This window comes from Streptomyces sp. NBC_01384 (genome assembly GCF_045040035.1).
GTDB lineage: Bacteria > Actinomycetota > Actinomycetes > Streptomycetales > Streptomycetaceae > Streptomyces.
The window spans coordinates 9,190,390-9,210,480 of the sequence record NZ_CP109559.1 but is presented as its reverse complement, the minus strand read 5'-3'; the positions used below and the strand labels follow the sequence as shown (position 1 = coordinate 9,210,480).

The 20,091-nt window shown below is 69.6% G+C and carries 16 protein-coding genes and 5 pseudogenes; 11 read left to right on the top strand and 10 right to left on the bottom strand.

The annotated features are described in order from the left end of the window. Positions 1–45: 45 nt before the first annotated feature. Positions 46–1,488 carry an aldehyde dehydrogenase gene (locus OG747_RS42270; RefSeq protein ID WP_405884630.1) on the bottom strand — a complete coding sequence of 481 codons (1,443 nt, stop codon included), beginning with the start codon at positions 1,486–1,488 and terminating at the stop codon, positions 46–48. A 131-nt stretch (positions 1,489–1,619) separates the two neighbouring features. Here OG747_RS42270 and OG747_RS42265 point away from each other — a divergent pair, with 131 nt between their 5' ends. The 3 genes and pseudogenes from OG747_RS42265 (at position 1,620) to OG747_RS42255 (ending at position 3,568) form a co-directional block, all read left to right on the top strand. Next, positions 1,620–2,177, top strand: coding sequence for a TetR/AcrR family transcriptional regulator (locus OG747_RS42265; protein WP_329537201.1), 558 nt, complete (start codon positions 1,620–1,622; stop codon positions 2,175–2,177). Between the two features lie 157 nt (positions 2,178–2,334). Continuing rightward, positions 2,335–2,523: pseudogene (locus OG747_RS42260) on the top strand (low temperature requirement protein A); the annotation flags it as partial. 79 nt (positions 2,524–2,602) lie between these two features. Further along, positions 2,603–3,568, top strand: coding sequence for a Tn3 family transposase (locus OG747_RS42255; RefSeq protein WP_405884629.1), 966 nt, complete (start codon positions 2,603–2,605; stop codon positions 3,566–3,568). A gap of 232 nt (positions 3,569–3,800) precedes the next feature. On the opposite strand, the gene OG747_RS42250 is transcribed toward OG747_RS42255, so the two are convergent. Continuing rightward, entirely contained in the window at positions 3,801–4,625 is an 825-nt protein-coding gene (locus OG747_RS42250) for a dienelactone hydrolase family protein (RefSeq protein WP_053751392.1), read from the bottom strand. Between the two features lie 99 nt (positions 4,626–4,724). Between OG747_RS42250 and OG747_RS42245 the strand changes: the two genes are divergently transcribed. From OG747_RS42245 to OG747_RS42235, 3 genes are all read left to right on the top strand, one after another. Next, positions 4,725–5,735, top strand: a complete 1,011-nt coding sequence (locus tag OG747_RS42245) for a GlxA family transcriptional regulator (protein WP_405884628.1) — start codon at positions 4,725–4,727, stop codon at positions 5,733–5,735. A 313-nt stretch (positions 5,736–6,048) separates the two neighbouring features. Continuing rightward, positions 6,049–6,396: a hypothetical protein gene (locus tag OG747_RS42240; RefSeq protein WP_405884627.1), complete on the top strand. Its 348-nt coding sequence runs from the start codon at positions 6,049–6,051 to the stop codon at positions 6,394–6,396. A gap of 15 nt (positions 6,397–6,411) precedes the next feature. Continuing rightward, positions 6,412–6,909 (top strand): hypothetical protein, encoded by a 498-nt coding sequence (locus tag OG747_RS42235; RefSeq protein WP_405884626.1) that lies wholly within the window; start codon positions 6,412–6,414, stop codon positions 6,907–6,909. A gap of 9 nt (positions 6,910–6,918) precedes the next feature. On the opposite strand, the gene OG747_RS42230 is transcribed toward OG747_RS42235, so the two are convergent. After that, a complete protein-coding gene (locus OG747_RS42230) occupies positions 6,919–7,455 on the bottom strand; it encodes a helix-turn-helix domain-containing protein (protein ID WP_405884625.1) in 537 nt (178 codons plus the stop codon). Positions 7,456–7,638: 183 nt separating this feature from the next. Here OG747_RS42230 and OG747_RS42225 point away from each other — a divergent pair, with 183 nt between their 5' ends. The 3 genes and pseudogenes from OG747_RS42225 (at position 7,639) to OG747_RS42215 (ending at position 10,828) form a co-directional block, all read left to right on the top strand. After that, complete coding sequence (locus OG747_RS42225) at positions 7,639–8,430, top strand: alpha/beta fold hydrolase (protein ID WP_405884624.1); 792 nt, start codon at positions 7,639–7,641, stop codon at positions 8,428–8,430. 824 nt (positions 8,431–9,254) lie between these two features. After that, a pseudogene (locus OG747_RS42220) lies at positions 9,255–9,851 on the top strand (DNA cytosine methyltransferase); the annotation flags it as partial. A gap of 227 nt (positions 9,852–10,078) precedes the next feature. Continuing rightward, positions 10,079–10,828: an SDR family NAD(P)-dependent oxidoreductase gene (locus OG747_RS42215; protein ID WP_405884623.1), complete on the top strand. Its 750-nt coding sequence runs from the start codon at positions 10,079–10,081 to the stop codon at positions 10,826–10,828. An 884-nt stretch (positions 10,829–11,712) separates the two neighbouring features. On the opposite strand, the gene OG747_RS42210 is transcribed toward OG747_RS42215, so the two are convergent. Further along, complete coding sequence (locus OG747_RS42210; protein WP_405884622.1) at positions 11,713–11,961, bottom strand: hypothetical protein; 249 nt, start codon at positions 11,959–11,961, stop codon at positions 11,713–11,715. Positions 11,962–12,066: 105 nt separating this feature from the next. On the opposite strand from OG747_RS42210, the gene OG747_RS42205 reads away from it, so the two are divergent. Next, positions 12,067–12,624 (top strand): hypothetical protein, encoded by a 558-nt coding sequence (locus OG747_RS42205; RefSeq protein WP_405884620.1) that lies wholly within the window; start codon positions 12,067–12,069, stop codon positions 12,622–12,624. A 488-nt stretch (positions 12,625–13,112) separates the two neighbouring features. Here the strand turns inward: OG747_RS42205 and OG747_RS42200 are convergent, their stop codons facing one another. The 5 genes and pseudogenes from OG747_RS42200 to OG747_RS42180 form a co-directional block, all read right to left on the bottom strand. Further along, complete coding sequence (locus tag OG747_RS42200) at positions 13,113–13,493, bottom strand: hypothetical protein (protein WP_405886121.1); 381 nt, start codon at positions 13,491–13,493, stop codon at positions 13,113–13,115. Between the two features lie 91 nt (positions 13,494–13,584). Further along, positions 13,585–14,181 (bottom strand): annotated as a pseudogene (locus tag OG747_RS42195) (MGH1-like glycoside hydrolase domain-containing protein); the annotation flags it as partial. Between the two features lie 315 nt (positions 14,182–14,496). Next, entirely contained in the window at positions 14,497–15,375 is an 879-nt protein-coding gene (locus tag OG747_RS42190) for a universal stress protein (RefSeq protein ID WP_405884619.1), read from the bottom strand. 26 nt (positions 15,376–15,401) lie between these two features. Then, on the bottom strand, positions 15,402–16,307 hold the full coding sequence (locus OG747_RS42185) for a universal stress protein (protein WP_405884618.1): 906 nt from the start codon (positions 16,305–16,307) through the stop codon (positions 15,402–15,404). A gap of 492 nt (positions 16,308–16,799) precedes the next feature. Continuing rightward, complete coding sequence (locus OG747_RS42180; protein WP_405884616.1) at positions 16,800–17,903, bottom strand: ABC transporter ATP-binding protein; 1,104 nt, start codon at positions 17,901–17,903, stop codon at positions 16,800–16,802. A 1,056-nt stretch (positions 17,904–18,959) separates the two neighbouring features. Here OG747_RS42180 and OG747_RS42175 point away from each other — a divergent pair. Next, positions 18,960–19,658: pseudogene (locus tag OG747_RS42175) on the top strand (CBS domain-containing protein); the annotation flags it as partial. On the opposite strand, the pseudogene tnpA reads toward OG747_RS42175, so the two are convergent. Continuing rightward, positions 19,654–20,064: pseudogene (tnpA, locus tag OG747_RS42170) on the bottom strand (IS200/IS605 family transposase). The pseudogenes OG747_RS42175 and tnpA overlap by 5 nt on opposite strands. Positions 20,065–20,091 lie beyond the last annotated feature (27 nt).

Below are 20,091 nucleotides of genomic sequence, written 5' to 3'. Positions count from 1 at the left end.
TCCAGTCGGGGGCCGCGTGCCCGCGGCCCCCTGTTCGACGGGTGATCAGATGGTGACGGTCTTGTATTCGAGGTAGGTGTTCAGGCCGGCGAAGCCGTACTCGCGGCCCAGGCCGCTGGCCTTGAAGCCGCCGAACGGGCCGTCGAAGCCGACGGGGGCGCCGTTGATCGTGACGGTGCCGGTGCGAATGCGGCGGGCGATGGCCAGGGCGTGCTGCTCGTCGGCGGACCACACGCCGCCGGACAGGCCATACTCGGAGTCGTTGGCGATGCGCACGGCGTCGTCCTCGTCCTCGTAGGCGATGACGACCAGCACCGGGCCGAAGATCTCCTCCTGGGCGATCCGCATCGCGTTGTCGACGTCCGCGAAGACGGTCGGGGTGACGTAGTAGCCCTGTTCCAGGCCGACCGGCACCTGCGGGCCACCGGTGACCAGGCGTGCGCCTTCCTTGATGCCGATCTCGATGTAGTCGCGCACCCGCTGTTGCTGGTCGCGGCGGATCATCGGGCCGATGAAGGTGTCCGGGTCCTGCGGGTCGCCGACCTTCAGCGACTCGACGACCTGCTTGACGGCGGCGACGACCTCCTCATAGCGCCTGCGCGGGGCGAGGATGCGGGTCTGGGCGATGCACGCCTCGCCGTTGTTGAGCAGGCAGGAGAAGGCCAGGCCGGCTGTGAACTTCGCCAGGTCGGCGTCGGGCAGGACGATGGCGGCGGACTTGCCGCCGAGCTCCAGGCTGACGCGCTTGAGCTGCTGACCAGCGATGGAGGCGATCCGGCGCCCGGCGCCGGTCGAACCGGTGAACGCGATCTTGTCGACGTCGGGGTGGGACACCAGGTGCTCGCTGGTCTCGCGGTCGGCCGGCAGCACGCTGATCGTGCCCGTGGGCAGCCCGCACTCGGCCAGCAGGTCGGCGAGCAGGCCCATGCTCAGGGAGTTCTCCGGTGAGACCTTCAGGATGACCGTGTTGCCGGCCAGCAGCGCCGGAATGATCTTCGCCAGGGAGGCGGAGAACGGCGAGTTCCACGGGATGACGGCGGCCACGACGCCGATCGCCTCGCGGCGCACCACGCTGCGCACGGTGGCCGCGGGGTCGGTGGGAGTCAGGTTCTCCTCCCACGCCAGGTCCTCGGCCGCCTTCAGGTAGGCGTTGGCCTGCCGGGTCAGGCTCGGCTGCCCGGCGCGGGTGAACCAGCCGGCGGAGCCGTTCTCCGCGGTGATCACGGCCGCGATCTGCTCGGCGCGGGCCTCGCGTAGGGCGTTCAGGCGGCGCAGCACCGCGATCCGCTCGGCCGGCGGAGTGTTCGGCCAGGTCCCCTCGTCGAAGGCCGCGCGGGCGACGGCCACCGCACGGTCCACGTCGGCCGGCCGGGCCTGGGCGGCGCGCCCGACGAGCGACTCGTCGTGCGGGGACAGGATGTCGAGCAGGTCCGGGCCGCTCGGCTCGGTCCACGTGCCGCCGATGAACAGCTTGTCGTAGGTGATCATGATCGTCCTCTCGGTCCCGGGGCGAAGGGCTTCGCCAACCGCCTCATCAATGTAGCACTTAGATCTAAGCATGGCACAAGAGTGTGGCAGCAATTAGTCTATCTGCCTCTTGAGTGTGTATACTCGTGACCATGAGAGCCGACGCAGCGCGCAACCTCGAACTTGTCCTGAGCACCGGGGCCCGGATGCTCGCCGACGATGCCTCGGCGAGCATCGCCGCCATCGCAGCGGAGGCGGGCGTGGACCGGCGCACCGTCTACCGGCGCTTCGCCTCCCGCGAAGAACTCCTGGCCGCCGTCTACCAGGCCCGATACGACGCGGTCGAGCAGGCCGTTGACGCCGCCAGGCTCGATCAGGCTCCGGTCCCGGTGGCGCTGCACCGCTACGTCGAGGGGATCATCGCGGCCAACCGGAAATGGCCTGTGGAAACCAGCCGTCTGCACGCCGAGGAGACGATCCGCGAGCGCCGCCAACGCCTGATTGACCAGGTCGACGCCTTCCTGCGGCGTGCGACCGACGAGGGACTGCTGCGCTCCGACCTGCCGCCCGGCTGGGTGGCCGCGCTCCTTCCGCCGCTGATGCGGCACGCCGCCGAGAACCTGCCCGACCTCAGTCCCGCACAGGCCGCCGACGTGGTGGTCGACACGCTGCTGCGCGGAGTCGGCGCCCCCCTGCTCGCGGCGAGGTGAGTCACCGGGGGTGGGCACTCAAGACCCTGCGGCGGCGGAAAATCGGCTCCCCGGCCGGCCGCATCGCACCCAGGACCACTCGTGAGCACCGGCGTCAGTGTCCCGGCGAGGGCGGCTCCGCCTGGCCGGTGGGGACGCCTCGTGGCGCCGCCCGGCGATGACCGCCGAGTCCCACCGGGTGATCTCCTTCGAGATCTTCTTCGACCTGGTCTTCGTGTTTGCGATCACGCGGGTCGTCTCGTTCATGGCCCGGTCGCTCACGGCCGCCACCCTGGCCCCGGGCCTGATCCTGCTGTTGCTGCTGCGGTGGTCCTGGGCGGCCTACGTCTGGCTGGGCAACTGGGTGTTTCCTGCCCGACCTGCTGAAGACCTTCACCTTCCAGGCCAGCCCCGTCGGCCAGCCGGTGCTGGACGCGGTCACCTTCGTGAAATCCCACAAGGGCCGCCGCCGACCGATCGAGGCGTGGGAGGTACCGGCGAAGTTCCTCACCTCCGCCTGGCGCCGCCTGGTCTTTCCCCCGCCGCCGATGCCCGTGGGCAGCGTCGACAAACGCGCCCTGGTCGTGGCCGGCACCGAGGCCCTGCGCTCGGCCCTGCACCGGCACGAGGTCTTCGTGCCCGGCCTGCGCAAATGGGGCGACCCCAACGCCCGGCTGCTGGACGACACCGCCTGGCAGGCCGCCCGCGCCCGGGTCTGCGAGGAACTGGACCTCGACCCGCAGCCGGACCGCATCCTCGCCCAGTGGACCGACCGCCTCGACTCGGCCCACCGCGAGTTCGCCGATGGCCTGGCCGCCAACCCCGCGGTGCGGATCGAGCAGCAGAACGGCCGCGACCGCATCATCCTGACCGGCCTGGACCGCCTGGACGAACCCGCCTCCCCGGTCGAGCTCCACAAGGACGTCGCGGCCCGGATGCCCGCCGTCGAACTGCCCGAGATGGTGCTGGAGGTCGACTCCTGGGTGCCCTACCTGGGCGACTTCACCCACGTCTCCGAGGTCAACTCCCGCATGGACGACCTCCCGCTGTCGGTGGCCGCCGTCCTGACCGCCGAGGCCACCAACGTCGGAGTCGAACCGATCGTCCACGACGGCGTCGACGCCCTGTCGCGCGACCGGCTGTTCTGGGTGGAGCAGAACTACCTGCGCGCCCAGACCCTGACCCGGGCCAACGCCCGCCTGGTGGACTTCCACATGCGTCTACCGATCGTCCAAGCCTGGGAAGGCGGTGAACTGGCCTCCGCCGACGGCCAACGCGATCACCGACGGCAACGGCCACCTCCCGCATCGAACCAACCACCCCTGGCAGCCCGCCGCCGGCCACCCCGACACCGCCACCACCCGAAAGCCACTGGTCATCGAGCTACAGAACGGTTCACCACCACGCTCTGACAAAAGGGAAGATCGACTGTCACCGGACAAGTGCGGCCCGGACGTGGTTCCAGTCGCGCTGGGCCTCGATGTCCTGTGCCACTGAAGATTGAGCGTGTGTCATCGAAATCTGAGTGGCCTGTGTCACTCGTGGTCGCCGAGGGGCGGTCACGAGTGCCCCAGGTCGACGACCAGATCGCATCGGGAAGCGGCGGCGCTCTGTCGCATCGCCAGGTGCCGGAGTGCCAAGGGCTCATTCAGCCCACATCCCGAGCCGCTCGGCCAGGAAGGCGATGATCTCGTTCCGGGCCTGCATGGTGGGGTGACCGTCCTGGTCGACGAGGTGTGCCGTGACGACGCTGTGGGCGCAACCGACGACGTCACGGAAGAAGGGCGGAGGGTTCGTGTTCGCCGTCTCGGCTTTGAGTACGCGGCCGTCGAATGCGTCCCCGAGCAGCGCTCGGTAAGCCGCGAACCGCTGACCAGTGCACCACCTGTCGTTGTCGAAGCGGTAGGCGAGAACCTTCAATCCCTCTCGCGCTACGCGTTCAGCCACGGCGGCAGCGTCTTCGTCGCTGATCTCCAGACCGCCGGGATCGTCCAGCGGAAGCGACGGATGGTTGACCACTGGTGCGATGACAGCCGGTTCGAGCGCCATGGTCAAGGCGAAGTTGCCGGTAAAACACAGACCGACGGCGCCGACGCCAGGCCCGCCACGCTCGGCGTGCGCCAGGCGGGCGAGGCCGCGCAGCCATGTGACGACGGGGCTGGTGCCGCCACCGGCGAAGGCTCGGAACTCGGCGCTGACGCAGGCGCGTCGAACGACGGTCTCGCGTGCCTCGGCGAGCGGATAGGCACCGTCGACGCCGAAAAGAGAGGGCAGGTACACGGAGAAGCCGGCATCACGCACCCACCGCGCGAACCGCGCGACGTCGGGGCTGATACCCGGCATCTCAGGCATGAGGATGACTGCCGGTCCTGACCCGGCAACGTACACGGTCTTGTCGACGTCATCGACGCTGACGGCTCTCCGTGAGAAGTCGTCCAAGGGGTCGCTCTGTCCTCGCATGATTGTCATGACCGAGATGATGACGAGCGGCCGCCCTTCTGAGAAGCGGCGGCATCGCCACGTATCACGGTAATATCGCCACCCGTTCGAAGGTGCCGGAGGGGCCGCATGAGTCCGCTGCGCGTTGGTGTGCTGGCCTACCCCGGCTGCTTCGCGTCGGAGGTATTCGGCGTCCCTGACCTCCTGGTAATGGCAACTCACGTCGCCGCGGCGCAAGGGTCGGTTAAGCCGGCCTACGAGGCGTCGGTCATCTCGCCCCGGCGTCGTGTGATCGCGGCCGGCGGCTCGGTCCTCGACGTCTCGGCGGTTCGCCCGGTGGACGTCCTGATCGTGCCGGGATTCGAGCTTTCGCCCACCCTCGATCTCGACGCGACACTCGCAAACCTGGGACCGGAAGCAGCGTCGATTCGATCGCAGGCGGCCTCGGGGACCGCTGTCGTATCGATCTGCGTGGGCGCCTTCCTGGTCGCTGAAGCCGGGCTGCTCGACGGGCGCCAAGCGACCACGTCCTGGTTGTTCGCGGATCAGTTCGCCCGCCGGTACGCCGACGTGCGCCTCCGCCCGGAGAGCTTGGTCGTGACCGACCGGGGGGTGACGACCACAGCGGCCTTCAGTGCCATGTACGACTTCGCCCTGCAGTTCATCCGCGAGCACGACGGCCCCCGCGTCGCCCGTAGCACCGCGCGTATCGCGCTTGTCGATGATGCGCGTTCCACGCAGGCTCCCTATGTCGACCCGGGGCTCATACCCACTGTGGGCAGGGAGTTCTCGCTCAGCGTCAAGCGGTGGCTCGACCAGAACCTCAGTGCTCGCTATGACCTGCCCACCCTCGCCCAGGAGTTCCACGTAAGCACGAGAACCATGCTCCGCCGCTTCGGCGACGAAGCCGGCGAGACGCCACTCGCGTACCTGCAGACGGTCCGGGTGCGTCGAGCCAGACACCTGCTGGAGACGACCGACAGGACCGTCGCGAGCATCGCCGCCGACGTCGGGTACGGCGACCCTGGGGCGTTCAGCGGCATCTTTGCCAGACATACGGGCCAGCGGCCGAGGGAGTACCGCGCGATATTCCATCGTCGCTGCGACCACCACGGGTCAACCCGACGAACGGAGACTTGAGACCCGCCCGCGACGGCAACAGGCCCCCTCAAGGCCGGGCCAAAGCGCAGGCCTCCGCGAGCCCACAACCCCTACCCCTGGCACACCAGCACTGAAGTTTCCCAGGGAAGCTTCACCCGAGACCACCACGCACACCGCGACTTCCTGCGCCACCTCGACCACTACGTACGGGACAGCGAGAAGATCCTCGACGCCTGGGACGCCTACTCCGACGAGCACACCGGCCTCGACGGCTGGCCCCACGACGACCACGCCTACGGCATGCGCAAGCGTCGACGGGCAGCTCGCTCGCACGAGCGCCGAGGACGCCGTCGTGGTGGACAGCGATCAGCAGGTCCGCGACCTCCTGGCCGCCCGCGCCGAGGTCCTGCACCTCGGGGTGGCCAACTACTGCTGGTTCATCGACCCGTCCAAGGCACTGTGCCTGAAACTGGCCGGCACCCCCGATGCCACGAAGCCCCTGGTGGGCATGTGTGACTCCTCGCGCTGCCCCCAGGCCACCCACCACCCCTGCCACCGGCCCGTCTGGGCCACCAGCGCCCAAACCAAGCAGACGTTCATCGGCTCCCTCGCCCGCCGTCAGAAAGTCGAAAAGTCCTGGCTCCAAGCCGACTTGGACCGCGACCTTGCGGTCCTTGCCGCCATAGACGCCACCGCGTGAACAGGAGACCGGTAGATGGCACGCATCAGCGAAGAGACCCGGGCCCGCAACGAGCACGCCATCCGCGCCGCGATGGAACGTCTACTCAGCGGGGACGTGCCGCCCGACGGCAGCACCGACCTGAAGACCCTCGCCCGCATGGCCGGGGTGCCCCGCACGGGCTTCTATCCGAAGAAGCACCGTGACGGCACCCCGCGGCCCGGGCCCTACCAGCATCTGGCCGCGGAGTTCGACCAGCGCCTTGACGCACTTCACCAGGCCGGAACGATCCCAGACCCGAAGGCCGCACAGATGGAACGGCTCAAGAACGCCAACGCGGCGCTCAAGAAGCGCCTCGAACAAAGCGATGCCGAACTCGCCGAACTCAAGGCGTTCAAGCAGCTCGCGCTGTCCCGGATCGCCGCCCAGCACCTTGAGGTCGAGCGCCTGCGAGCCCATGTCGCGGAAGGCAGCAGGGTCACTGATCTGACGAGGTGGAAGACGACGACGGGCACGATCGGCTCCTGCAGTTGACGGAAGCGCTCAGGAGGATGAGGGATCGGTGGGGAAGAGAACGGGGCTGAGCAGGTGCGGCACCCGGCCCGGGCTGGGCTGGTTGCCTAGCCGGGGCTGCAGGACGGCGACCAGTTCCCCGAGGAGCTCGGTAAGTTCGTCCGGGCTGAGCCAGAGCGTGCCCTGGCGGTAGGAGACCAAGTCGGCGGTCGGGTTCGCGCCCTCGCGATCGAGGTAAGCGTTGAACTCGGCGATGAGGACGGCCATGGCGGCGGCGAAACCGCGGCGGTGGTCGTCCAGGGACATGGTCGCGGCCGCTTCGCCGTCGATCGAGGGGCGCTCGCGGCGCAGCCGGTACCGGCGCTCGACGACATTGCGCACGCGGCGCTCCTGGGCCACTTCGAGGAAGCCGGCCTCCGCGAGCAGGGCCACGTGCCGGTAGACGCTCACCTTCGGGACATCGGGCAGCCGGACGGACAGCTCGCTGGTGGTGAGCTCGCGCCCACCGGACAGGGCGTGCACCACGCGCAGGCGTACCGGGTGGAGAAGCAGTTCGGCGGTGTCCATGGCGCTACTATTTCACGAGTGATACCGTTATCGAAATTGAAACTGTAATGGGGGTGCGGCTCGGATGAGGCGGGCAAGCGGGCGGGCAGTGGCAGTGAACGGGCGCTCCGTCCATGTCGAGGAGTCGGGCCAGGGCACCGACTGGGTGATCTTCGAGGCCGGAGCGGGCCTCGGCCGGACCAGTTGGGACGCGGTACTGCGCTGCTGGCCGATCGCGCCCGACTGGTGGCCTACGACCGTGCCGGGTTCGGTCGCAGCGGCCGGACCTCGGGCCAGCCGGGTATCGACGACATGGCCGCCGACCTGGCCGCACTGATCGAGGAAGTGGTTCCGCGGTCGTCCCCTCTGGTGCTCGTCGCGCACAGCATGGGCGGGCTGGTCGCGCGCCGCGCGGCGGACAGCCTGGGCCCACGGCTGCGCGGCCTGCTGCTGATCGACCCGACGCCGGAGAGCGCACCCGTCTACGACCGGTTCGACCAGACCGCCAGGAAGGTCGACCGCGCGCTCGCTGTGGCGCAGGCGCTGGTGCGGTTCCGCCCACTCGCCCGCATGGCCAGCGGGAACGCCCGGCGCGCGTTTCCGGCCGACACCTACGCGACCATGCTCGCCGAGGACTTCGTCCCCACAGGGATCGCGCAGACCAGGAAGGAACTCAGGGCCGTGGTCGCGGCCATCCCCCGGTTCCGCGCCGAGCCGCCGGGACTCCCGACCTGCCCGACCGTGCTGCTCGCGCCATCCCGACCCGAAAGGGGGCGCGGTGAGCAGCGCACTGCCATGACCGCCCACCAGCGGCAGTGGGTCGCGACGCTGCCGGACGGACTGTTCAAGGAGGTCGACTCGGGCCACCTCATCCAGGCCGAGCAGCCCGGGATCGTGGCGGAAGCGGTCGGGCACCTCCTCGACCGGACGGCCCGGGCCGGCGAGCACGGTCATACTCACGGTTCTCCGCCGCCCGCAGGGGGCTCCGTCGGATGACGCCGCCGAGGCCGATCAACCACGGGCCCACGCAACCGTTCCGTTGCACCCGTCGGGAGGGAGCCCACCCGTTGACGTCTCACGGCCACGCCCGACGAGCCCCTCGCCGGCGAGGGCACTCCCTGGCCACCAGGCGCTCCGCGCATCCGACGCGGACCGCGAGCGGCCCGCGGCCGTCCTGTGGCCGCCGTTACCGATGACCGGGTCTCCGTCGGCGAGTTCGAGGAGCGCCTGGCCGCGGTCCACGGCGCCGCGTCCACGGACGAACTGGCGTCCGTCGTGAAGGATCTCCAGCCGATCGCAAGGCCGAACGGCGTGCCCGCTCCGAACATGCGGTCAGCTTCCTCGGCGATATCGTCCGCAGGGGACGGCGGAGCTCAGTCTGCGACAAGAGCCACCCCGGCCTCCCGTCACGCCCACGATGAGGGCTGCAGCCCTGGCCTGACCACAAGATCGCTTGGGAGACACCCGGGCGCCGACCGACGTTCGGCCCACCCGGTTCACTCGGCCGTGGGCGCGTTTACCGATCACCGGCAGGGTGGTCCGGAACAACTTGCTGCAGCGGTGGTTCCCGAAATTCTTGCTCCACTGGTACCGAGAAGACCTGCTAGAGACAGGTGTATCTGCCCGAGGCAGATCAGGACCGTCCCCTCGCCCTAAAACACCCGCGAGGTGACCTTCGTCACCACGACGAAGGTCACCCCTGATCGAATGCAACACGCTGTGATTACCAGCCACCACACCCCAACCGCCGCTTAAAGCGACACCGGGCCGAGGGACACAGACTCTGCCGGCAGAACGGGCCGGGCGGCTGGAGCAGGGCGCTGCATGTCCTCGGCGTGCGCGACGTCGGGCTGGAATGGGACCAGTGGGCGTGCAAGACCCGGGCTGCGGCTGGGCAGTTGACCATCCGGACCGACGTGGCGATGTATCCGACCTGGCCCTTCATCGGCCGCACCCGCGGCGTGATCGCTTCCCCGCCGTGCCAGGCGTGGAGCATGGCCGGCAAGCGCCTCGGCCTGCTCGACCAACCGCTGGTGCACGCGGCGGTCGAGGACCTGGCCGCCGGACGCGACACCCGCGAACGCCTCCTCGCCGCCTGTCGCGACGAGCGCTCCCTGCTCGCAGCCGAGCCAATGCGCTACCTGTACGCCCTGAACACGGTCGGCGAGCCCGACTGGGTCGCCATGGAGGAAGTGCCGGACGTCCTGCCGCTGTGGAAGCAGTACGCCGCCGTCCTGCGCGGGTGGGGGTTCTCCGTCTGGTACGGGATCCTCAACGCGGCCGACTTCGGCGTTCCGCAGACCAGGAAGCGGGCGATCCTCCTGGCCTCCCGCGTCCGTACGGCGCAGCCACCCACGCCCACGCACTCCCAAGTCGCCGAGCCGGAATCGCTGTTCGGTCCGGGCCGTGCCCGCTGGCCCGCGAGCTGGGCCTGGACCGCCGCACGGACGGCGAGCCATCGTTCACACGTTCGACTCTAGGGGCGTTTGGACTACCCACCAGCTACGGGCCCGTGGTCGAAGTCCGACGGTTTGCCATCGGGGGTCGTCACCCGCAGGAATACCCGCCGCATGGGTCAGCGCTACCAGATACAGCGAAAAATCCTAGATGCGCTGAAATGAGAAACTTCAAGGAAGTGGACATCATGGGACTGCTCGATGAGAAGGTGACCCTGGTAACCGGTGGCTCGACCGGGATCGGCCTGGCCATCGCTCGCCGGTTCGCCGACGAAGGCGCCACCGTTTACATCACCGGCCGGCGCAAGGCCGAACTGGACGCGGCCGTGGAAACCATCGGCGAACGGGCCATCGGCGTCCAGAGCGATGTCTCTCATCTCGACGATCTCGACCGGCTCTTCTCCACCATCGAGGAGCTCAGCGGACGGCTGGACGTCGTCGTGGCCAACGCCGGAATCGCCGAACTCGCCCGACTGGGGGAAATCACCGAAGAGCAGTTCGACAAGACCTTCGGCGTCAATGTCAAGGGCACCCTCTTCACCGTGCAGAAGGCGCTTCCCCTGCTGCCGGACGGGGCCTCGGTGATCGTGCTCTCCTCCATCAATGCGTCGAAGGGTTTCGAGGCGATGGGCGTCTACAGCGCCACCAAGGCAGCCGACCGCAACCTGGCCCGCACCTGGGCCGCCGAGCTCGCGCCCCGTGGCGTCCGGGTCAACGCCATCAGCCCCGGCCCCATCGAGACGCCCGGCATCCGTGGCCTGGGGAGCCCGGCACAGGGCGAACAGCAACTGGCGGACACGCTCACGACGATGATTCCGCTCGGCCGGATGGGCAGTGCCGACGAAGTCGCCGCCGCAGCTGTTTTCCTCGCCTCGGACCAGAGCTCCTTCACCACGGGAGCCGAACTCTTCGTCGATGGCGGCCTCGCCCAGATCTGAACTCGCCCGTGCGCAGCTTCTTACGCCGAGGCTGACATCTGCGCGCTGGTCCCCAGAACGTCCAGCGGGAGGGGGCCAATACGGCCACAGGATCACCGTGAGCCGCAGAGCGGACGACGCGACAGGAGCCCGCGTAACTAGCTTGGATGCGGAAAAAATTCACCAAGCGTGATCGACGGGTGAACTTCTCCTGCGGGCGTGCGTCACGGTACCTGCCCCTTGCGGGACTATCGGCGCTGGAAGCCACTGGGGGTGGAGGCGGCGCCCGTATTGCTTGCGCTGGTGGCACCTCGTCGACCTATGGGGGGCAGCAGTTGCAGATAGAAGTGTCACGCTGGGTAAATTCGGGGTTCCTCTGGTCGGCTCCCTCACTGCGGCGGCGGCGCTCGCTGGCGCGGCACGCGTGGGCGTACCTCTGACAGCAGCGATGCCTGCCGCACTCGTCTTCCTCATGGGTCCGCTGCATTGTGGGGAAGTCGACACCTAGGAGTGACCCCAAGCGCTCCTCGATACAGCACGATCCTCAATAACCCGCTCGGAACAGGGCAGTTCCAGCAGCACGCGAGATCCTGAAGCGTCAAACAGGAGCGATGCGGCCACGTATGCGCAACCGGTCGCGCAGCAGCCCTACAAAACAGCGCAGTGGGCCCTTTCCTCCGGAACGTCCGGCGGAATGGGCCCATCTGTAGGCTCGCTAGCGCATCGGCTTCACTCAATGTGCGGCGCACCGCTATGTGGTGTCGCCGTCTTCCTCCAGTGCTGTCGCAATCTTGGCGTTGGCGACTTCCTCGCGACCGTCGATGCAGAATCTAATTGACGGGCTGCGCAAACGACGAGGCCCCTGGAATCCGCCGGTGCCAGGGGCCTCACGCGCGGCTCAGTGTTCACGCTTGGATCTCGCGGACCAAGGAGCCGTCTCCGTCGTAGAGCTCCAGGGAGTACTTGAGTCCCCGCCGGCCGAGCAGGCCGGCGGGCTCGTCAACGCGCCGCGGGTCGGTGGTCCCGTTCCGCAGGACATCCGGACCCTTGATGTGCTCGATCTCCACCTGGGACCACCTGGTCTCCACCTCGTAGCCGTGCCACGAAGACGAACTCGTGCGGTGCGTGCTGCGTTTCCACCTGGCTGGACTCATGGTGTCACCCCTTGGATATATCCGAAATGACAGGTGTAAGAGCTTTCGTTACGTTCATCACAGTTCGGTCGCACGGCCGACGTCCGTGAGACAGAGAGAAGTGACATGCCCACGCGTACCTTTGCTGTGGCCGGTGCCGGAGTAGGCGCGGCGGTCCTTGCAGCCGCCGGTATCACCTACGCCTCGACCGCCGGATCCACCCCGGCGTCCCCGTCTGTCCACCGGGCGGCCGTATCCGTCCATCGGGCGGCCCGGCCTGTCCAACGAGCCGCTCCTGCCGTTGCGGCTCCCTCGGGCGGCGGCAGCGCAAGCAGAGAGAAGGACGAGGGCCGCGACCGTGAGGGCGGCGGACGCGGCCACGGCCACGGCCATGAGGAAGAGGGAAGGATCTACTTCAACGAACGTACGTACTCCGCCTCCGCTGAGGGCTGCATCACAGCGGCCAGCGGACCGGGCTCCACCAGCTTCAGCGTTTTCAATGACAGCCGGAAGACTGTCGAGGTCTTCCGCGGCTTTAGCTGTGACAACGGCGGTCCGGTCGCCACCGTGGGTCCCCACAGCGACACCAATGGCGTTGTGACCCGTACCGACCACGGGGGCGTGTTCGGTGACGATGGCGTCGTGGGCAGCTTCCGGGTGATCGGCGACTACGACGAGTGGTGACAGATCACGGGTTGGGGGGCGCCGTCCCGCCGTCATCTGGCTCTGCAATCCCCGATGAAGATCTGAACTCAGTACACGCCCAGTACGCCGGGCAGAGCTTGTCAAGAACGCCCCACTCGCCTGACATCAGCATCCTCGCTCCTGGCCAGCACACGCAGACGATCGGCTGTCTGGCCAAGCAGGATCTTCACGTCCGTGCCACCTATCAGCCGAACAGCCGCTACTGGCCCTTCCAACTCATCGGGACGGGAATCTTCCTCGCCGCCGCTGCGGTCCTCTCAGGCCTCTGCTTCTGGCGGATCAGGCGTACAGACTGAGCCGCCGTCAACCTCACATGCCGAAAGCGCTGTTCCCGCGTCGGTGCGTCCGACGCGGGAACAGCGCCGACCAGCCGAGCGAGCATCCTCAGCGAGGGTGGGTCATTCAGGCCCAGGACTTCGGTCGCTCCGGTGTCGTTCATGGAGGAATCCCCTTTCGCTCCACGCAGGTCAGCGTCCGGCACTGACACGGCCGCCCTCGGCGAGGCGGGCTTCCAGGTCGGCGAGGCGCCTGTCTTGGAAGCGGAGGTTGGAGCGAGCGGCCGTGAGCCGCTCGTCGAGGGTGCGGTTGTCGACCGTGAGCTGGCGGACACGCTGCTTGAGCGTGGTGTTCTCGGTGGTGCTCCGGTGGATGGCCTCCTCGGTCCACTCGGCCTGCAAGTCGCGGATCTGGCCGAGGAGTTTGCCGATGCGGGTGCGCTGGGCGAGGATCTCGGCGTGGGCGGCCTTGAGCGCGTCCTCGGCGTTGAGCGCGCGTTCGCGCCAGGTCGCCTCGCGCTCGCCGTCCTGGTCGGCGAGCAGTTGGGACCGGCGTTCGCCGGCCTCGGCCATGGCCGAGGCGACGGTGACTCTCGCCTCGGGGTTGTCGTAGAGGAAGGTGCGCGAGACGTCCGCCCGGCGGGCGACAGCGGCGACGCTGACCTGGGCTCCAGATCGGGCCGCGCCAGTAGCCGTCAGGGGCGTAGTGCGCAGAGGTAGGTAGCTCGGTGGCCAGGCCGTACGGGGTGAGGTGCGCCTCGATGCGGGCGGCCAGGCTCTTGCTGACGTTCTCGGGCAGGTGCTCGCCCAGGACCATCGGCATCAGGTCGAGCAGGCTGGAGCTGCTCCAGGTGTCACCGCTCTCGGCGCCCCGGGTCACGAACCGCTCGCCCGTCCACAACTCGTCCAGCATCGCTGCCTGAGTCGCCTCAGCAGTACGGGCCCAGCGGTGAGCCTCATCATGGAGGCCCAATTCCTCGGCCAGAGCGGCGAGTTCGTGCAGTTGCAGGATCAGGAAGGCGGCCAGGTCGACGCTGACGACCACACACTCGGGATCGAAGGTCGTGGCGTTGTCCCAGCCGCTGTCGTTGCCGTGCTGATAGTGGGGCAGGGCGGCATCCAGTGCTCGTCGTGCGGTGAGCCAGAAGTCCGTCCAGCGCTGCAACCCGCCGTAGATTTCGGAGAGTTCCGCACGGTTCAGGGGTTCGGGAAGCCGTCGGCGCAGCCAGGCCAGGGCCCAACCGTGGATGGGGGGTTTGACTCCGAGCCGACCGCCGCCCCATCGGGTCACGGCGAGAACGCCTCGCCGTCCTGACCCACCACGGGTGAATGAGCGTCAGGAGATCGCCTCCAAACACGCGAAAGGTCCCGAGACAACCAGAGACACGGGGAGGACAGCCGACCCCGGGCCCGCCCGCGCGGCGGACCGCAGGCAAGCGCGATGCTCCCCTGCGGCCGCCCGCAGCCGGTCTGGCGACCCGCTGCGGCCCGCCCCGGTCCCACTCCTCGTCCGCAGGCCGGTGCCCGGCCGCGCGATCTGCAGACCTACGCCCCGATCACGCGGCGGGTTTGTGACTCACGCCGGCTGCGGCACGATGGCCACCGGGCAGGCCGCGTGGTGCAGTGCCGCGTGGGCGACCCGGCCGAGCTGCAGCCCGAAGTGCCCTTCGCGTCGTTTGGCTCCGACGACCAGGAGGTCGGCACCGTGTGAGGCGTCCACCAGCACCCGGCGGGCGAGGCCCTCGGCGGTACGGCGGTGCAGTTCCACGTCCGGCGGGATGTCTCGCAGAGCCTGCGTGAGGGTGTCCTCGGCGTGCTCTTTGTGCAGCCGGGCGGGGGCGTCGGCCAGCAGCGGGTGGTCGGTGGTCTCGTGTGCGGGGCACCGCCAGGCCCGTACGGCCTCCAGGGCGGCACCCCTTCGCCGCGCTTCCTCGAAGGCGAAGCGCACCGCCGCCGGGTCCTGCGCTTCCTCACCCACGCCCACGACGACGCGTCCGCCGCCCGAGGGCGTCGCCCGGATGTCGTGGCTGCCGCGCAGCACGATCACCGGGCAGTCGGCGTTTGCGGCCACGGTCAGGCTGACCGATCCCAGCAGCAGCTCGGCGAGGCTGCTGCGGCCCCGGGCGCCCACCACCAGCGCGCAGGCCTGCCGGCCCTCGTGCACCAGGGCGTACTCCGGCTCCTCGAACACCACGCCGGACGACACCTTCAGACCGGGCTGCCGGGCACGCGCCCGCTGTGCGGCGGCGCCGACCAGGTCCTGGGGCAACACCTGCGCGGACGGCTTGCCGATGTCGTGGGCGAGAGCGGCGCCCTCGTAGCGCTCCCACAGGCAGGCGTACACCAGCCGCAGCGGCACCCCACGCAACACGGCCTCGTCGGCCGCCCACTCCACGGCCCGCAGGCTCGCCTCGGAACCGTCCACGCCCACCACCAGGGGAAGTTCCGCGTTCATGACTACTGCTCCTTCTGCGTGTGCGTTCAGTCGTGCGCGATGACGGCGACGGGGGCGGGGGCATGGTGCAGCACAGCGTGCGTGATGGGGCCGATATGGGCGCCGAGTGGGCTGCGGCGGATGCGGCGGCCCACGACGACCAGCGAGGCCCCGCGGGAGGCATCGACCAACTCGACGGCCGGGCTGCCGCAACGGGACTCCTCGACGACCTGGACGGCCGGGTACTTCTCCTTCCAGCGGTGCAGCACCTCGGCCAGCGTGGCAGCGTCCTGCTTGCCCAGCACGGCGTTGAGCTCGGGGTCGGCGGGCAGACCGTAGACGACGTACGGCGGCAGGTTCCAGGCGTGGACGACCCGCAGGGGTGTGACCCGGCGGGCGGCCGCCTCGAAGGCGTAGGCGAGCACCGTGTCGTCGGGGTGATCGGTGTCGAGCCCGAGGACGACGGGCCCGGACAGGGCCACCGACGACGGGAGTCCGGACGGATCCACCGCATGACCGTCCGCGGCCTGCTCCCCGGCACGGACCAGGACCACCGGCTGCTCGGCGCCCGCCACGACGGCCTGGCCCACGGAGCCGACCAGGAATCCGCCGATGCCGCTCAGCCCTCGGGAGCCGAGAACCACCAACTCGGCGTCCTTCGCCGCCTCAGCCAGCACCTCGGCGGGCCGGCCCGCGACCTGCTCCACGGTCACGTCCAGGCTGGGGTGACGTACCCTGAGCCCTTCGACCACCGCGCGCGCGACTCGCTCGCCCCACTGTTGCCGCGTCTCGGCACCGAGGAACCGCGCCAGGGCCAGGGGCTCGGGCACCGCCTCCCAGACGTGGACCAGTCTGACCGACAGCCCGCGCCGCTTCGCCTCGCGGGCCGCCCACTCCGCCGCGGCACGGCTCTCGGCCGAGCCATCGATACCTACGACAACACTGCGGACCATGGCTTCTGTCTCCTCATCGGGGATTCGATGCCAGCGTGGTGGTGCGGGGACCGGTGGTGCAGGGGCCGCAGGTCCCCGACCGGGGCCGATGGGCCCTGTGGGCCGACAGGTGTGGGGGGACCGCCCCCTTCGCAGGGCCCGCTGGGCAGCCGGACTCGATCATGAGGGGTGCCGCATCAGTGGGCCGTCTGTCCGGCGCAGACCGGCCCCGGCTCCTGGACGCTCCTGCAGGACGCAGCGCCACCACCGTCTACGGCAGCTGCACCCTCCGCAGTGAACCGTCCGGACAGGGCGTCGCGGGCGCAGAGGGATGCGCGAGCCAGGCCCGGCAGCAGGTCGACGGCGGCGTCGAAGCCGTGGCGGTACGCCGCGACGCGGAGGACGGCGCGTACCGCCTGTTCGGTAGGCGACCGTCACCGCACGAGGCCGTCCCGTGGCGGCGCTGTGACGCCGCCCTCCCCGGGCGCGGCCCTTCGGTGTCGCCGGAGCCGTTCAGCCTTCCAGGCGCAGGCCGGTCTCTGCCGAGAAAAGGTGAACGGTCTGCGGGCGCGGAACGACGTGCAGCTCCTGGCCCTTGTCCGGTGTGTGCCGTCCTGGCACACGGAGGATCACGGGCTCGGTGTCCTCGCCGAACCGGGCGGTGCCGTAGACGTAGGCGTCGGAACCGAGCTCCTCGACCACGTCGACCGCGATCCGCAGGCCGGTCGGCTCCGCCTGGCCGCCGCCTGGCAGCACCTCGAGGTGCTCCGGGCGGACGCCGAGGACGACCTCCCGGGCGTGGGGCCCGGCCGCGTCCAGGATCTCGCGGGGCAGTGGGATGACGGTGTCGCCGAACCGCACGCCCTCCGGGGCAAGAGGCACCGTGAACTGGTTCATGGCCGGAGAGCCGATGAACCCGCCGACGAACGCGTTGGCCGGCCGCTCGTACACCTCCTTCGGGGTGCCGACCTGCTGCAGCACGCCGTCCTTCATGACGGCCACGCGATCGCCCATGGTCAGCGCCTCGACCTGGTCGTGGGTGACGTACACGGTCGTGATCCCGAGACGGCGCTGCAGCGACGCGATCTGCGTACGGGTGCTGACCCGCAGCTTGGCGTCGAGGTTCGACAGCGGCTCGTCCATCAGGAACACCTGCGGCTCACGCACGATCGCGCGGCCCATCGCCACGCGCTGCCGCTGACCGCCGGAGAGGGCCTTGGGCTTGCGGTCGAGGTACTCGGTCAGGTCCAGGATCTTCGCCGCATCGACGACCTTCTGCCGGATCTCCGCCTTCGGCATCCCGGCGATCTTCAGGGCGAAGCCCATGTTGTCGGCGACCGTCATGTGCGGGTAGAGCGCGTAGTTCTGGAACACCATGGCGATGTCCCGGTCCTTCGGCGGCAGATGCGTGACGTCCCGCTCACCGATCCGGATCACCCCGGCGTCCACGTCCTCAAGGCCCGCCAGCATCCGCAGGGAGGTGGACTTCCCGCAACCCGACGGACCCACCAGAACCATGAACTCGCCGTCGGCGATGTCCAGGTCGAGCGCGTCCACCGCCGGATGGTCCATCGTGGGGTAGACGCGGGTCGCCTTCTCGAAGCTGACCGATGTCATGACCGCAACTCCTCTCCCCCGCCGACCGCGAAGGCCTGGCAGCGCGCCGACCCCACCTTGCAGTCGGCCCCTTCTCGACAACTCACAGCCTGGCCATGACTCATGACGTTGCATCAGGGCCGCACCGGTCCCCGGCCACGGGCCGGTGGACCCGTGGCCGTGGGCTGCTCGGCCCGGCCCGCCTCGGAGGCGGCACCCACGACCATGACGAGGCAGGCCGACGTACCCGCCGGGGCCGCACCCGCACGGGACCGACTCAAGGTCCACGCCCGACAGCGCCCCGGTGCAGCCCCGCCCGGCACGGGCGGGGCCCCGGGCCCCGATGCGCTCGCGTGGATGGGGCCGGTCGGCCTCTGCCTCATCGACGGCGGGCAATCCGGATGGTGACCTCGTCGGCGCCGATGACGAGGGCGACGTCGGCCCGCGGGCCGTGTGGACCGGTGTCGTCCGCCCAGGTTTTTGGGGACTCGACGCCCAGGCAGGCCCGCTGCCGCGGAAGGGGCCGACCGGTTCCACGGTTCGGAACGGAGCCGTGGGGCGCTGTGCTCCCGTGGCCGATCGGCCGGCTGCGGGAGCCGGTCGCTGCCGAAGCGGGCTGCCCGGTGGTGGCCGGCGGACCGAGGGCGATCAGTTCCCCCTGCTGTGTCGGTGGCGGCTGTCACGTGCGACCGCACACCGTGTCACAACCCTCACCACCGTCCCGGCCGCCGCATGCACCGCTGCCGGGCCGACGCGCAACCGCATGCCGCACGTCCCGCACGTCCCGCACTGGCCCATCGGGCCGGGGGCGCTTCGGCCTCCGCCCACGGGACGGTCGGCCCCTGCCCCGGCCCACGGCGGTGCGGGAAGCTGAAGGGGCATCGGGGGGCCGGCTCCCCGGGAGAGTCCTACAAGGGACAGCAACGGCTGCTCGGCCGACACAGCCCGTGCGTTCCGGCCCCCGATGCGATCGCAGACCGACACGCCCCGCAGGACTCCAAGCCGTCGGGCGGGCCGCCGCAGCAGATTCCGTCGTGCTCCGTCTGCGGACGGCGAGTGCGGAAGGGAGTGGGTGTGATGAGCCGGACCGTCGGCGAGGTGATGACCCGTGAGGTCGTCGAAGCGCACCGGGAGACCTCGTTCAAGGACGCGGCACGGCTGCTGGACCGGCACCGGATCAGCGGGCTGCCCGTGGTCGACCACGACGACAAGGTCGTGGGCGTGATCTCCGAGACCGATCTGATCCGCCACCAGGCGGCCCGCTCCGTGCCCGGCCGTGGCCGGCGGCTGCGGATGCCGGCGCTGCGCCGCTCCGCGCGCCGTACGGCCGCCGTCGCCCGCGCCACGCGGGCGCAGGAGCTGATGTCGACGCCCGCGATCACCGTGCACCCGGAACAGCGCGTCGAGGACGCCGCGCGGATCATGGAGCGGCGCGGTGTCGAGCGACTTCCGGTGGTGGACGAGGAGGACCGCCTGATCGGCATCGCCACCCGCCGCGACCTGCTGCGTGTCTTCCTGCGCACCGCCGAGGAGATCCGCCAGGACGTGATCGACGACGTCCTGACCCGCGCCCTGTGCCTGCCGCCCCACACCGTGGTCGTCTCGGTCCTGGACGGCATGGTCACGTTGGAAGGACGGCTCGAGCACCGCAGCGACATCCCCCTCGCGCTCCAGCTGACGTGGCGCGTCGACGGAGTGGTCGGCGTGGTCAACAGCCTGACCTTCCGCATCGACGACACCCGCCCGCCCGAGCAGCGTGACTCGGACGGCATCAGCCCACGGGGCGCTGCTGGTTCTCGATGTACTGGCGTACGACGGTCAGCGGCGCAGGTGCGCACTGTACTCCTTGCGCAACAGGCGGGCGGAGACGCCCTTGAAGCTGTTGACCAGCTTGGAGAGCTGGACCTTGGGCGGGTAGTGCACGAGCAGGTGCACGTGGTCGTGTTCGCCGTTGAACTGTTTCAGTTCGGCCTCGAAGTCGGTGCACACGTCCCGCATGATCTCTTCGCACCGGTTGAGCATGGCGTTCTTCGCACCGGTTGAGCATGGCGTCGGTGAAGACGCCGCGCCGGTACTTCGTGACGAACACCGAATGGGCGTGAAGGTTGTGGACGACGTGAAGGCCGGTACACACATCGGGGTTTGGATTCCAGCGCGGTGACAGCGCGGACAGAGGGGCCATCGGTCCCGGCCGTGCCGGAGAACAGCC

Bases quoted from the DNA above. Each gene is read 5' to 3' on its own strand.
- OG747_RS42190 (WP_405884619.1), bottom strand. From the start codon at position 15,375: ATGAACGCGGAACTTCCCCTGGTGGTGGGCGTGGACGGTTCCGAGGCG.
- OG747_RS42250 (WP_053751392.1), bottom strand. From the start codon at position 4,625: ATGACAATCATGCGAGGACAGAGCGACCCCTTGGACGACTTCTCACGG.
- OG747_RS42245 (WP_405884628.1), top strand. From the start codon at position 4,725: ATGAGTCCGCTGCGCGTTGGTGTGCTGGCCTACCCCGGCTGCTTCGCG.
- OG747_RS42270 (WP_405884630.1), bottom strand. From the start codon at position 1,488: ATGATCACCTACGACAAGCTGTTCATCGGCGGCACGTGGACCGAGCCG.
- OG747_RS42205 (WP_405884620.1), top strand. From the start codon at position 12,067: ATGCCCACGCGTACCTTTGCTGTGGCCGGTGCCGGAGTAGGCGCGGCG.
- OG747_RS42210 (WP_405884622.1), bottom strand. From the start codon at position 11,961: ATGAGTCCAGCCAGGTGGAAACGCAGCACGCACCGCACGAGTTCGTCT.
- OG747_RS42215 (WP_405884623.1), top strand. From the start codon at position 10,079: ATGGGACTGCTCGATGAGAAGGTGACCCTGGTAACCGGTGGCTCGACC.
- OG747_RS42180 (WP_405884616.1), bottom strand. From the start codon at position 17,903: ATGACATCGGTCAGCTTCGAGAAGGCGACCCGCGTCTACCCCACGATG.
- OG747_RS42235 (WP_405884626.1), top strand. From the start codon at position 6,412: ATGGCACGCATCAGCGAAGAGACCCGGGCCCGCAACGAGCACGCCATC.
- OG747_RS42230 (WP_405884625.1), bottom strand. From the start codon at position 7,455: ATGGACACCGCCGAACTGCTTCTCCACCCGGTACGCCTGCGCGTGGTG.
- OG747_RS42265 (WP_329537201.1), top strand. From the start codon at position 1,620: ATGAGAGCCGACGCAGCGCGCAACCTCGAACTTGTCCTGAGCACCGGG.
- OG747_RS42200 (WP_405886121.1), bottom strand. From the start codon at position 13,493: ATGGCCGAGGCCGGCGAACGCCGGTCCCAACTGCTCGCCGACCAGGAC.
- OG747_RS42185 (WP_405884618.1), bottom strand. From the start codon at position 16,307: ATGGTCCGCAGTGTTGTCGTAGGTATCGATGGCTCGGCCGAGAGCCGT.